Annotated in this window: 14 protein-coding genes; 7 read left to right on the top strand and 7 right to left on the bottom strand. The window is 36.6% G+C overall.

Annotation, left to right across the window (positions count from 1 at the left end; genetic code table 11):
* Window positions 1–44: 44 nt before the first annotated feature.
* A complete protein-coding gene (locus LOK41_RS18610) occupies window positions 45–518 on the bottom strand; it encodes an antibiotic biosynthesis monooxygenase family protein (RefSeq protein ID WP_241817782.1) in 474 nt (157 codons plus the stop codon).
* Between the two features lie 129 nt (window positions 519–647).
* Between LOK41_RS18610 and LOK41_RS18605 the strand changes: the two genes are divergently transcribed.
* The 4 genes from LOK41_RS18605 (at window position 648) to hemY (ending at window position 6,384) form a co-directional block, all read left to right on the top strand.
* The gene (locus LOK41_RS18605; RefSeq protein ID WP_241817781.1) at window positions 648–2,765 is read left to right on the top strand and encodes a transglycosylase domain-containing protein; all 2,118 of its coding nucleotides are present in this window, start codon (window positions 648–650) and stop codon (window positions 2,763–2,765) included.
* Between the two features lie 176 nt (window positions 2,766–2,941).
* Window positions 2,942–3,988, top strand: a complete 1,047-nt coding sequence (gene hemE / locus LOK41_RS18600; RefSeq protein WP_241817780.1) for a uroporphyrinogen decarboxylase — start codon at window positions 2,942–2,944, stop codon at window positions 3,986–3,988.
* A 14-nt stretch (window positions 3,989–4,002) separates the two neighbouring features.
* Entirely contained in the window at window positions 4,003–4,938 is a 936-nt protein-coding gene (hemH, locus tag LOK41_RS18595) for a ferrochelatase (protein ID WP_241817779.1), read from the top strand.
* Between the two features lie 24 nt (window positions 4,939–4,962).
* A complete protein-coding gene (hemY, locus tag LOK41_RS18590; protein ID WP_241817778.1) occupies window positions 4,963–6,384 on the top strand; it encodes a protoporphyrinogen oxidase in 1,422 nt (473 codons plus the stop codon).
* Window positions 6,385–6,503: 119 nt separating this feature from the next.
* Here hemY and LOK41_RS18585 read toward each other — a convergent pair whose 3' ends face one another.
* The 5 genes from LOK41_RS18585 to LOK41_RS18565 form a co-directional block, all read right to left on the bottom strand.
* Window positions 6,504–6,992, bottom strand: coding sequence for an NUDIX hydrolase (locus LOK41_RS18585; RefSeq protein ID WP_241817777.1), 489 nt, complete (start codon window positions 6,990–6,992; stop codon window positions 6,504–6,506).
* Window positions 6,993–7,019: 27 nt separating this feature from the next.
* Window positions 7,020–7,445 (bottom strand): NUDIX domain-containing protein, encoded by a 426-nt coding sequence (locus LOK41_RS18580; RefSeq protein ID WP_241817776.1) that lies wholly within the window; start codon window positions 7,443–7,445, stop codon window positions 7,020–7,022.
* A 20-nt stretch (window positions 7,446–7,465) separates the two neighbouring features.
* On the bottom strand, window positions 7,466–7,951 hold the full coding sequence (locus LOK41_RS18575; protein ID WP_241817775.1) for an NUDIX domain-containing protein: 486 nt from the start codon (window positions 7,949–7,951) through the stop codon (window positions 7,466–7,468).
* 69 nt (window positions 7,952–8,020) lie between these two features.
* Window positions 8,021–8,329 carry a carboxymuconolactone decarboxylase family protein gene (locus LOK41_RS18570; protein WP_241817774.1) on the bottom strand — a complete coding sequence of 103 codons (309 nt, stop codon included), beginning with the start codon at window positions 8,327–8,329 and terminating at the stop codon, window positions 8,021–8,023.
* Window positions 8,326–8,742 carry a tautomerase family protein gene (locus tag LOK41_RS18565; protein ID WP_174101603.1) on the bottom strand — a complete coding sequence of 139 codons (417 nt, stop codon included), beginning with the start codon at window positions 8,740–8,742 and terminating at the stop codon, window positions 8,326–8,328. The genes LOK41_RS18570 and LOK41_RS18565 overlap by 4 nt, the downstream gene beginning before the upstream one ends.
* A 112-nt stretch (window positions 8,743–8,854) precedes the next feature.
* On the opposite strand from LOK41_RS18565, the gene LOK41_RS18560 reads away from it, so the two are divergent.
* Entirely contained in the window at window positions 8,855–9,727 is an 873-nt protein-coding gene (locus LOK41_RS18560) for a LysR family transcriptional regulator (RefSeq protein WP_174101510.1), read from the top strand.
* A 65-nt stretch (window positions 9,728–9,792) separates the two neighbouring features.
* On the opposite strand, the gene LOK41_RS18555 is transcribed toward LOK41_RS18560, so the two are convergent.
* The gene (locus LOK41_RS18555; protein ID WP_241817773.1) at window positions 9,793–10,626 is read right to left on the bottom strand and encodes a LysR family transcriptional regulator; all 834 of its coding nucleotides are present in this window, start codon (window positions 10,624–10,626) and stop codon (window positions 9,793–9,795) included.
* Between the two features lie 121 nt (window positions 10,627–10,747).
* Here LOK41_RS18555 and LOK41_RS18550 point away from each other — a divergent pair, with 121 nt between their 5' ends.
* Entirely contained in the window at window positions 10,748–11,488 is a 741-nt protein-coding gene (locus tag LOK41_RS18550) for an SDR family NAD(P)-dependent oxidoreductase (protein WP_241817772.1), read from the top strand.
* A gap of 320 nt (window positions 11,489–11,808) precedes the next feature.
* Window positions 11,809–12,561: a PspC-like choline-binding domain-containing protein gene (locus LOK41_RS18545; RefSeq protein WP_241817771.1), complete on the top strand. Its 753-nt coding sequence runs from the start codon at window positions 11,809–11,811 to the stop codon at window positions 12,559–12,561.
* Window positions 12,562–12,737: the final 176 nt, after the last annotated feature.

Below are 12,737 nucleotides of genomic sequence, written 5' to 3'. Positions count from 1 at the left end.
AAAAAGCTGTAGCTTCTTTTCAATCGAAGTTACAGCTTTTTTGTCTAAGCTAACACATCAAAAGTCGTCACAAAAGAAGGTCTTGAAAAAATACTCTTTTGCGGCTCTGTACTCGCTTGCGTCGGGCGTTTTTTATGTGCATTTTCGAAAGAACGTGACTCTGTCCAATCTTTAAAGTTTTGCTCTGTTTCCCACATTGTCATAATGACATATGTATCGTTACTTAATGGACGAAGAACGCGGATTGCTTGGAAGCCAGGTTCGTTTTCAATAAGACCTGCGCGGTTTTTGAAACGATTTTCAAAAACGGGACGGCCTTCGTCTGTAACGGAAATGTTGTTACAAACAATAAATCCAGGTTGGCCTTTAAATTCTCCAACAGCGTCTAGCACGTCATAATGAAGTGCTCCTTCTACCGCTTCTTCTGTATTTTCTTTATAAAACATATCTTTTTCATTATCTTTTGCAGTGAAATGTGGTTTTTCTAGAGGTGTTTCGTATGAAATAATCGCTTTCATTTGTAATGCCCCCTTTATAAGTTTGATTTCATTATAGCAACTCTTCCGAAAAAGTTCGAAGATTATATACATAAAGAGAATCGTTTTTCAAATAATAAATGTACCATCATTTGGAAAGAAGGACGACGAATGAAGAAAATAAAGTGGACTTTAATAAGCGGCGTAGCAGTGTTTGTAGTGGCGATTGTACTCTATAAACTGATTGTGTTAGCTGGTGGTTATATGATGGATGAAAAAAAACTTGTTTTCCACTCTTCATCACGTATCGTTGATCAGCGAAGAAAAGAAATTACAAAATTATATGTAGAAAATAGAGATCTTGTACCGATTGAGCAAATTCCGAAACATGTGCAGCAAGCATTTATCGTTGTAGAGGACTCCAGATTTTATGAGCATCATGGAATTGACTACCCTTCTGTATTTCGCGCGTTGTATAAAGATGTTTTAGCGAGAGAAAAAGTAGAGGGAGGTAGCACGATTACGCAGCAACTCGTCAAAAATGTTTTTTTAACACATGAAAAAACATTTACGCGCAAATTAAAAGAAGTAGCTATCGCTCTTAAATTAGAACAAACATATACGAAAGACCAGCTTCTTGAAATGTATATGAATCATATTTATTTCGGTCATGGTGCTTACGGAATTCAGGCCGCAGCAAAATTGTATTTTAATAAAGATGTAGAAAAGTTAACAGTAGAAGAAGGTGCGTTGCTTGCGGGGCTTCCAAAAGCACCAAATGGGTATTCTCCGTTTCTGTATCCAGAAAAAAGCAAGGAACGCCGTGATTTAGTATTGTCTCTTCTGCATAAACAAGGGTATTTATCAGCAGAGGAAAGCGTTCGCTATCAAGGGAAAACCATTGCGCTTTATAAAAATTTAGATGAACGGGAACTCGCTTATATGCCGTATGTTGATATGGTTGTAGATGAAGCGGCGCGTTTGTATGGTTTATCGCATCAGGAAGTTCTCCGCGGAGGCTATACATTTGTTGTTTCAATGGATGAGAAAATTCAAAAAGTAGCGTATGATCAATTTCAAGATGCGCGGAATTTTCCAGGGAAAGAGGGCGGTGCACAGGGAGCCTTTTTATTAATGGATCATGCGACAGGAGGCATTAAAGCTGCAATTGGCGGGAGAGGGTATGTGCCAAGAGGATTTAATCGAGTGTTTGCGAAACGTCAACCAGGTTCTGTTTTAAAGCCGCTTATTGTGTACGCACCGGCGCTAGAAACGAAAAAATATAATCCGTATTCTTTATTAACAAATGAACGAGTCTCTTTTGAAGGATATGAGCCGCGAAATTATAATCAACGGTATTCAAAAGAAGTAACGATGTATGATGCGCTCTTGGAATCGGCAAACGTACCAGCTGTATCTTTATTACATGAAATGGGAATTGAAGAAGGGAAGCAATATTTAGAGAAGGGAAATATTCATATTGCAGATGCTGGCTTAAGTGCGGCACTTGGCGGATTAAAAGAAGGCGTTTCTCCATTTGAACTTGTAAAGATGTATCGTGCGTTTTTGGCAAATGGAAAAATTATTGAGCCACATGTGATTGAGCGGGTACTTGATCGGCACGGAAAGGTCATTGGGGAATCACCTAAAAATGAAACGAAAATTTTTTCAAAACAAACAGCATGGTATATGACAAAAATGCTAGAAGGTGTTGTAAGAGAAGGAACTGCAAAAACGGGTGAATATAAAGGTGCGCTAGCAGGAAAAACGGGTACAACGTCACTTCCAAATCAAAGTGAAGGTGCTAGAGATGTTTGGTTTGTTGGATACACGCCAAGTTTAGTAGGCGCCGTATGGATTGGGTATGATCGTACAGATAGACAACACCAATTATATGATGGAAGTGCGTCTGCAACAGAATTGTTTAAAAAGATTTTAACGAAAGCGAATGTACAAGATAAAACGAAGTTTAAGAAGCCAGAAGGTGTTGAGACGATTGGAAACCCAATTCACCTAAGTAGAATTGAAAATATAGAGGCGAAATTATCGTTTAATCCGTTTGGTTTATTTACTACGAAATTGAGCTGGAAACCACTTCAAGATAAAAGAGTTATATATCGAATTTATAAGGTTGAGAATGGAGTCCATACTCATGTTGGAACAGTAAAAGGGATTGGTGAGTATGAAGACAAGTTTACGAATATATTCGCTAAACCAAGTTTTTATGTTGTCCCGTATAATCCACAAACAAATCGAGAAGGAGAAAAGACAAAAGTAGCTAAACCGTAGTTTTTGCTTGTGATATAATAAGAATGTTGTGAAAATAGTAAGCGGTTTTACGAACGTTTGTGTCAATTTCATGAACAACGTACATAAAGTTATGCATTTTGTTTTTACAAGCTGTATAGTAAAAAAAGATAATAAATAGGATAGGGTTCGTATAGGTAAGGAAGGGAGCAAGGGTCTTGGTAAGAACTATAAATGAGACATTTTTAAAAGCGTGTATGGGGGAACAAACAGAATATGTACCAGCTTGGTATATGAGACAAGCAGGTCGTTCGCAGCCTGAATATAGAAAGATAAAAGAGAAGTATTCTTTATTTGAAATTACACATAATCCGGAGCTATGTGCGTATGTTACAAAGCTTCCAGTTGATCAATATAATGTAGACGCGGCGATTCTGTATAAAGATATTATGTCACCATTACCAGCAATCGGCGTTGATGTAGAAATTAAATCAGGAATCGGACCGGTGATTGATAACCCAATTCGTTCTTTACAAGATGTAGAAAAACTTGGTGAAATTCATCCGGAAGACGATGTTCCATACATATTAGATACAATTCGTTTATTAACAACAGAAATGTTAGATGTTCCGCTAATTGGTTTTTCAGGGGCACCATTTACATTGGCGAGTTACATGATTGAAGGAGGACCTTCTCGTAACTATCATAAAACAAAGGCATTTATGTATGCAGAGCCAAAAGCTTGGTTTGCGTTAATGGATAAGCTAGCAGATATGGTGATTACATATTTAAAAGCACAAATCAAAGCAGGAGCAAAAGCAGTGCAAGTCTTTGATTCTTGGGTTGGAACGGTGAATGTAGCAGATTACCGCACATTTATGAAACCTGCAATGGAGCGTATTTTCACGGAAGTTCGCGCAATGAATGTTCCGATGATTATGCACGGCGTTGGAGCTGGGCATTTAGCAAATGAATGGAATGAATTGCCTCTTGATGTAGTCGGACTTGATTGGCGCCTGTCAATTGAAGAAGCGCGCGCACGTGGCATTTATAAAGCGGTACAAGGCAATATGGATCCTTCTTTCTTACTTGCGCCATGGGACGTAATCGAGGAGCATGTAAAAGGGATTCTAGATCAAGGAATGAAGCAGCCTGGTTATGTATTTAACTTAGGTCACGGTGTATTCCCAGAAGTAAATCCGGATACATTAAAACGTTTAACAGCGTTTATTCATGATTATTCGAAAGCACAGTTAGCGAAGTAAAGGAGAATACGTGTATGAAAAAGAAAATTGGTTTGCTTGTAATGGCATACGGAACACCGTATAAAGAAGAAGATATTGAACGTTACTATACACATATTCGTAGAGGCAGAAAGCCAAGTCCAGAAATGTTAGAGGATTTAACAGAACGTTACCGCGCAATTGGTGGTATTTCTCCTTTAGCTACTATTACATTAGAACAAGCAAAAAAGCTAGAACAACGTTTAAACGAAATGCAAGATCACGTGGAATTCAATATGTATCTTGGTTTAAAACATATTGAACCTTTCATTGAGGATGCCGTACAAGCTATGCATAATGATGGGATTGAAGAAGCAATTGCTCTTGTTCTTGCTCCGCATTATTCTACGTTCAGCGTAAAATCATATGTCGGCAGAGCGCAAGAAGAAGCAGCTAAGCTTGGAAACTTAACAATTCACGGAATCGATAGCTGGTATAAAGAACCGAAGTTTATCCAGTACTGGGTAGATGAAGTGAAGAAAGTATATAGCACTATGTCAGAAGAAGAACGCGAAAAAGCGGTTTTAATTGTATCTGCTCATAGCCTACCAGAAAAAATTATCGCTTTAGGTGATCCTTATCCAGAACAGTTAAATGAAACAGCTGATTATATTGCGCGTGGTGCGGAAGTTCGAAATTATGCAGTTGGTTGGCAGAGTGCCGGTAATACACCGGACCCATGGATTGGGCCAGACGTACAAGATTTAACGAGAGAATTAAACGAAAAATATGGTTACACTTCATTTGTATATGCACCGGTTGGGTTTGTAGCTGAACATTTAGAAGTACTATATGACAACGATATTGAATGTAAAGTTGTTACAGAAGAAATTGGAGCGAAGTATTATCGTCCGGAAATGCCAAATGCATCAGACGCATTTATTTCTTGTCTAGCAGATGTCGTATTAAAAAAACACACCGAAGTTTCATAATTCCAGGGGAGAGGAGGGGCCTTTTTGAAAAAGAAAGTTGTTATCATCGGTGGTGGAATTACAGGTTTAACAACAGCGTATTACTTACAAAAAGAAATTCGCGAAAAAGAATTGCCGGTTGATACATTGTTAATAGAAGCGTCGGGCAAGCTTGGCGGGAAAATTCAAACCGTTCGAAAAGATGGATTTACAATTGAGCGTGGCCCAGATTCTTTCTTAGAAAGAAAAAAGAGTGCGGCTAGATTGGCAAAAGAACTAGGGCTTGGAGACCAGCTTGTAAACAACGCAACAGGTCAATCATTTGTTCTTGTAAACAATCGATTACATAAGATGCCGAGCGGATCCATGATGGGAATTCCAACGCAAATTACCCCGTTTTTATTTTCAGGATTGTTCTCTCCGATTGGTAAAGTTAGAGCAGGTTTTGATTTTGTATTACCACGTTCAAAGCCTGTTTCTGATCAATCACTTGGTCAATTTTTCCGTCGTCGTTTAGGAAATGAAGTGGTTGAAAATTTAATTGAACCATTGTTATCTGGAATTTATGCGGGAGACATTGATCAGATGAGTTTAATGTCAACATTTCCGCAGTTTTATCAAGTAGAGCAAAAGTATCGTAGTATTTCACTCGGTATGCGTAGTTTGGCTCCGAAAAAAGCAAAAGATGCCGCGCCGAAAGGAATCTTTTTAACGTTAAAAACAGGTTTGCAATCTATTGTAGAAGAGCTAGAAGAACGACTAGAAGTTGGAACAGTTGTGAAGGGAACTCGCATTGAAAAAGTCACAAAAATGGGCGATGGTTATTCGATTACACTAAGCAATGGAAAGGAAATTGAGGCGGACGCTATCGTAGTCGCTGCGTCTCATAAAGTATTGCCCTCTATGTTTGCACAGTATAAAGAGTTCCGCTTCTTCCGCAATGTTCCATCGACATCCGTTGCGAATGTTGCATTAGCCTTTCCGAAAGAAGCCATCCAGCGTGATATTGATGGAACGGGCTTCGTTGTATCTCGCAATAGTGATTTTTCGATTACAGCATGTACGTGGACATATAAGAAATGGCCGCATACAACGCCGGAAGGGAAAGTGCTTCTTCGCTGCTATGTTGGGCGCCCTGGTGACGAAGCAATCGTCGAACAATCAGATGAAGAAATTGTTCAATTTATATTAGAAGACTTGCAAAAAACAATGGATATAACAGCGGAGCCAGACTTTACTGTCGTAAGTCGCTGGAAAGATGCCATGCCGCAATATACAGTGGGGCATAAAGAAAGAATGAAGAAGTTAACAACATTTATGGAGCGAGAATTACCTGGTGTATATTTAGCTGGTAGCTCTTATGCTGGATCTGGCCTTCCTGATTGTATTGATCAAGGGGAAGCGGCAGTAAGGAATGTATTGTCTTATTTGGAAAAAGTGGATGAGACGGAATTGATTGCGCAATAATGAAACAGGAGCCAGCAGGCTCCTGTTTTTTGTCGGTTGGTCGATATCCTTTGTCGAATCGCTGATATATTCGAAGAAACGATTGATATAATTTCATTTACTGATATAGGTACAAGTTATCATTGTATATTCACTAACTCTTTGTATTCATACTGAATCATTTTATTATTGCGGATGGCACATCTATGTTCAAGGGGCTTCGAGTTATCGATAATTTTTGGTAAGATATGAGGAATAATCTCATCTAATCCATAATTCTCTTCGTCTAAAAGCCATGAAATCTTTTTCCAGTCTAATATGCCCTCAGCTACCTTTTTAGGAGTAGGATAAGAATAATCTTGTGGAATCGTAACTAAGTACACATACATCCCGCCAAAATAAGCATCATTAAATTCCCACTTTATAATTCCTTTAAACTGGACTTGATTTTCGGTTATGTTAACATCTGTTTCGTCTTTTACTTCACGAATGATGCAAGCTAAAGGTGATTCCCCATGCTCTATTTTTTCTCCCACACCATTCCACAATCCCCTCAGTGGCTCATACTCTCTGTTTAGCATTAGGATTTCATCATTTCTTTTCATAAAGCACAAAGTCTGTTTATACAAAATACATTTTCTCCTTTTACATAGCAATTAATCAATCTCGCCAACATAAACAGGCCCCGACTCGTTACCAGCATGAAAGTCTTGAATCAGCTTCTTGATGCCACTAGGAAACAGAGGATAATGTACTAAGTCATCGATTGGTAACCAGGAAATACCCGTCTGTTTGCTGTCCATATGTAGAGCTTTTGTAAAGGATACAGGCGTACAAGAGTACATAAATTCAACTCTGTGTACCTCTGGATCTAGGAAACATTCTCTTATAAATAAGAGGTCACCTTTTTTTACTTCAATCTCCGTTTCTTCAAGACATTCTCTTTTCAAAGTTTTGTCTAGCGTTTCACCAATCTTTTGTCCGCCGCCAGGGAGTAGGTGATATGTACCGTCTTGATCTTCATACGTTGTTACTAATAATTTGCTTTCGTGTATGAGTATGGCTTTAACTGAATTTCTCATCTTCATGTATGTCACTCCCTTCAGTTAACAGCAAGGGGATATTCTTCTAGGGTATGCTCTTCAATCAGATCTATATTTCTCTTTTGTTTCGCATAATGAATAATATGATCTCTTATATTTGGATATAGAATAATATTATGTAAATCAGATAGCGGTACCCATTTCACATCTGTTTGATTTGAATCGGGATTAGCAGGCATTTTTGGGGTAGAACCATTTTTTATTTTACATTCAAAAATAAGATGTAAAGAATGAGTCGGACCATATTTATGATCGTTTAGATGCGGAGCGTATTCATAAGCAAATGCCAATGAATCGACTTCTACATCAACGGATGCTTCTTCTTTCGCTTCCCTTTGCACGGCGTCTATAACCGTTTCATTCGGTTCAACTCCGCCTGCTGGTAAATTATAATGGAGTCCATTTTCGTTGTTAAATTCAATTAATAGGATTGAGTCATTTTCGATAATAACTGCTCCAGCTCTTACTCTAATATGGTAATTCATTGGTTATTCCCACCTTTTGAAAAATATACCATATCATTTTACAGTATTTTTAGAGTTTTGTATTCGATTTTAGTTAAGTATTACATTTAGTGCTCCAGCTGCTTTCGGCCATCCAACGTAAAAGGCTAGATGTGTGATTAAAGCGATCATTTCTTGCTGAGTCATTCCATTTTTTTTGGCTAATTGAAGGTGAAACGGTAGTTGTTCGGTATTATCAATACTAATTAAAGCAGAAAGTGTAATGAGACTTCTTTCTTTTGATGTTAAAGTAGAGTCTCTCCATACTTTTTCAAATAATACGTTTTCACTATAATCAACAAAGTCGGGAGCAGTATCTCTCATTTTCTGTGAAACATTGAGTTCGATACGGTCATTCATGATTCTTTTGCCTCCTTCATAGTAACCATTTGAGCTATCCCTTGACCAAATGACCAGTTTTCAGCAGATGTCTCGTTTAGTGTAATAAAAATATCGGTTGTAGAGATGTTTAAATGGTTATAAAAAGCTTCTGAGATGGATTGATACAAATTTCTTTTTTGCTGTATTGTTCTTCCTGGTCCACATGTAATAGAAACATGTATCATTTTGTCTGTTCTTTTCTTCTTCTCTTCTAAGAGATAATATGGATCGTAAAAAAATTGATGAGATGGATAGGGTAAAAACATGTGAAAGTAATCATCTTTTGGGATTTGAAAATGTTCCATTAGTGCAAGGTGAATACCATTACTTACTTTTTTTAACTTTTCTTTATTCGATTGATTTTCTGGATAATAAACAGTAACAAACGGCATTTCTTCTTCACTCCCTTTCGTATGGATTTATTGTACTCCTGCAATTTTAATTTTGATAATTGAAAAATTATCATATAATTATCAATAATACCGATAGAGATTAGGTGCGAAAATGGAAATAAAAGAGTTGAAAACATTCAAAATGATTATTCAGGAAGGAACTTTCTCACTTGCAGCCAAAAAGTTAAACTATGCGCAGTCAACTGTAACAACACATATAAAAAAACTAGAGAAGGAACTTGGATTTCTGTTATTTGAAAGAGGATGGGATGCAAGGTTAACAGACGAAGGTACTTTATTTGCAGAGGAAGTAGATCATTTGTTAATGCATTGGGACTATTCAGTATCTCAAGCGCAGCGTATAAGCAATGAGGAGAAGGGAACAGTAAGAGTCGGTCTATTAGACTCAATTGCAGAAAAATTGATTCCTCCACTATTAAAATATTTAAATGCGGAGAAACCATATATACATTGTGATTTTGTTGTAGGAAATACAGCGCTTTTATCACAAATGGTAGACCAAAATAAGATTGATTTTGCTGTTTGTGGAAACAACAAAAATATTTCCGATGTAAAATTCACTCCACTTTACAATGAACAAATCGAATTTATTGTCAATAATCCTCATCATCCATTATTACAAAAAGAGTCAGTAGAAGTATCTGATATCATTGATTATCCTATTTTAATTGGAGAGAATAGTTGCTATTATTATCAATCTGTGAATGCTTTCTTATTAGAAAACAATGTATCCTTTAAAAAAGTCTATAATTGTAGTGCACTACACCTTATTCCACAAATGATTTTTGGAGAGATGATAGGTATTATTCCTAAGGGAACTAATTTAAAAGAGGAAAATATATCGTTTAAGGTTAAAGGGTTTGATCCTGAAATGCCGATAGGATTATGCATTTCTTCTAAAAAAAGAGATTATTTGAGTCATACCAAACAACAGTTGATGAAGCAAATTGAATTGTTGTTTTAAATCATTATTGTATCTAGAAATCTTGAAAAGCCCCTTTCGAAATCAGAAGGGGCTTTGTTTTACACTTATAATTCTCTTAAAAAGCGGCTGAATTTCTTTAAACCTTGTGATTGCTGTTTTCTCCGTTTAATCACAAAATCAATTTTGACTGCTTCAGGTATTTCTTCATACTGAATTGTTTCTGTCTTTGTTCGGCTATATGCAACATTAGCAGGTACAAGCGTAATTCCAAGTCCACCATGAGCAGCTTGCATAATAGATTCAAGCGAATCAAATTCCAGTATCGTCGTCTGATCAAAACTATTCATATGACAATAATCTAATAACGTCTTTCTATATATACAATTCGGATCACTGTTTACGAGTAAAGTTTGGTTTTCGATCAGAGTATCTCTTGATGAAATAAGAATCATATTTTCTAAATAACTGTACACACTTTCGAATTGTGATTCATTATATGTACCGCTTAAAAAGATTCCATCAAGTTCTCCGTACAAAAGCATTTCTTGTAATTTTACGTTATTATTTGTTTTTATCTTCAAATCAATATTTTGATATGTTGCCAAAAAGGAAGAGAATAGCTGAGGCACTTTCACTGCAGAAATCGTTTGAGATGCTCCGACGGTTAAAGATTCTCGCCATTTTTGAGGATTTATTTTTGATTTTGCTTCACTCATTAGGAACATAATTTGATTTGTGTAATCTAGTAACATTTCTCCTTCTTTCGTTAATGTGACGCCTTTATTATTACGTTTGAATAGTTTAACGCCTAATTCATCCTCTAAAGTTTTTATGCGCTGGCTTATATTCGGTTGAACATATCCTAACTTTTCAGCAGCTCTAGATATTGATTGCAGTTCCGCAACGTGTTTAAAAATCCATAAGTCATGGCTTTCCAATAATCGATCCCTCCACATAGATATCATTTAAAATGATACCTACTTCATTATTCAGTATTATACTCCTCAAATGAACGAAGATAAAATGAAATGGAATCAGATACAGTGAGGAGATTTCCAGATGAACATAAAAGATAAAGTAGTCATAATAACAGGTGGCGGTACTGGGATTGGAAAGGCTTCTGCTTTGAAGTTAGCGAGTTTAGGCGCTAAAGTTGTGGTGAATTATAGTCGTTCCGAAAAGGGAGCGTTAGAAACTGTTCATGAAATTCAAGAGCGAGGAGGTACGGCAATTGCCATTAAGGCTAATGTAGCAAAAAAAGAAGAAGTGGAGACGATGGTTTCTCAAACTGTTAACCTCTTTGGAACAGTTGATTGTTTAGTAAACAATGCGAGTATAACAGTTCAAATACCGATGGATGACTTAGAGTCCGTAAAGGATGAAGTGTGGGATGACCTTTTTAGTGTAAACGTGAAAGGGATGTTTCATTGTATAAAAGCTGTTGTTCCTTATATGAAAAAGCAAAAATCAGGTGCTATCGTGAATATGGGGAGCGTTGCCGGGATAACGGGACTTGGATCATCTGTACCGTATGCCGCAACAAAATCAGCGATTCATACGATGACAAAATCGCTCGCTATTGCATTAGCACCTGCTATTCGAGTAAATAGCATTTCTCCTGGTGCAGTCGATACGAGGTGGTGGGCAGGCAATGAAGATAAGATGTACCAGCTTGCGGGACATTTGCCACTTCAAAGGATTTCGACACCAGATGATATTGCAGAAGCGATTCTTTTTCAATTGACGCAGGAATCTATTACAGGACAGATATTTACAATTGATAATGGACAGACGCTTTAGTATGACGTGGCATTATGCAGTAAGATTATCAGCTTACTAGAAAGTTGTATTCATTTTATATAATTAGAAGAGGATACTATGTCCGATATGAGGGCATAGTATCCTCTTTTTTGCATGATATATAGGCTGTTATATATGGGGTGCTAATCTTAATGTAACAAAAAGGTAATGATAATTACTAATGAGGCAATTTTGTTACAATTAATTAAAAAAATATTACATTTTTATTACAAAAACTATTGATTATATTTAAATGTCATAATATAATTCTGTTTGTGGAAATAAAAACTAAAATTATACATTATTTAGGGGTATGGAGAATGAAGAAAATTATTTTACCAATCTTAATGTCTACTATGTTTATAGTTCCTGCAGTTTCTCATGCAGAAGAAAATGGTATTACGAAAGATCATACATATGCAAGTGAGCAAGTTAAAGCAAAAAGTGGATGGATTCAGGATAAAGGAAAATGGTATTTCTTTAATGAAGATGGATCTATGGCTAAAGGGTGGAAAAATATAACTGGAACATGGTATTATTTTGAAAATGATGGGGCAATGGTTTCATTTTCCCTAAAGAAAATTAATGGAAAAACGTATTACTTTGATGATAACGGCGCCATGATTACAGGCTGGAAACGTTTTGAAGGAATGGATAAAACAAACTGGCACTACTTTGATGAAGATGGCTCCATGGCTACTGATTGGAATTACATCAATGGAAATTGGTATTATTTTTCTCAATACGGGTATATGGCTAAAGGCTGGAAAAATGTCGACGGATATAGGCATTACTTTAACAAAGATGGCTCTATGGTTGGAGCGATGGTTAAAGGCTGGAAAACTATCGACGGAAATTGGTATTACTTTAACGAAGATGGCCCTATGGCAACAGACTGGGTAAAAGTGAATGGTATATGGTACTACATGAATGCAAATGGGGAGATGCAAAAAGGTTGGGTACAAGTATTTGGAAAATGGTACTACTTACAATCTAATGGTGCAATGGTAGTAGGAAAACATTTCATTGATGGAAAATGGTATTCATTCAATGATGATGGCGTTATGATGTAACAAAAGGTCTTTTAAACTGAATAAATGAACACCAGATATCTATTTTAAGATATTTCTATAATAAAAAAGGCACCTGTGGGGGTGTCTTTTTTGTGTGTTCCCTCTTCTTATTAATCTAGAAAAAATAACGTCTTTAAGAATAATGGGGTAGTAAATATTCTTAAGTTGATGGGCAT

It is taken from the genome of Bacillus sp. TL12 (assembly GCF_022625245.1).
Taxonomy (GTDB): Bacteria; Bacillota; Bacilli; order Bacillales; family Bacillaceae_G; genus Bacillus_A.
This window is presented reverse-complemented; position numbering and strand designations above follow the sequence as displayed.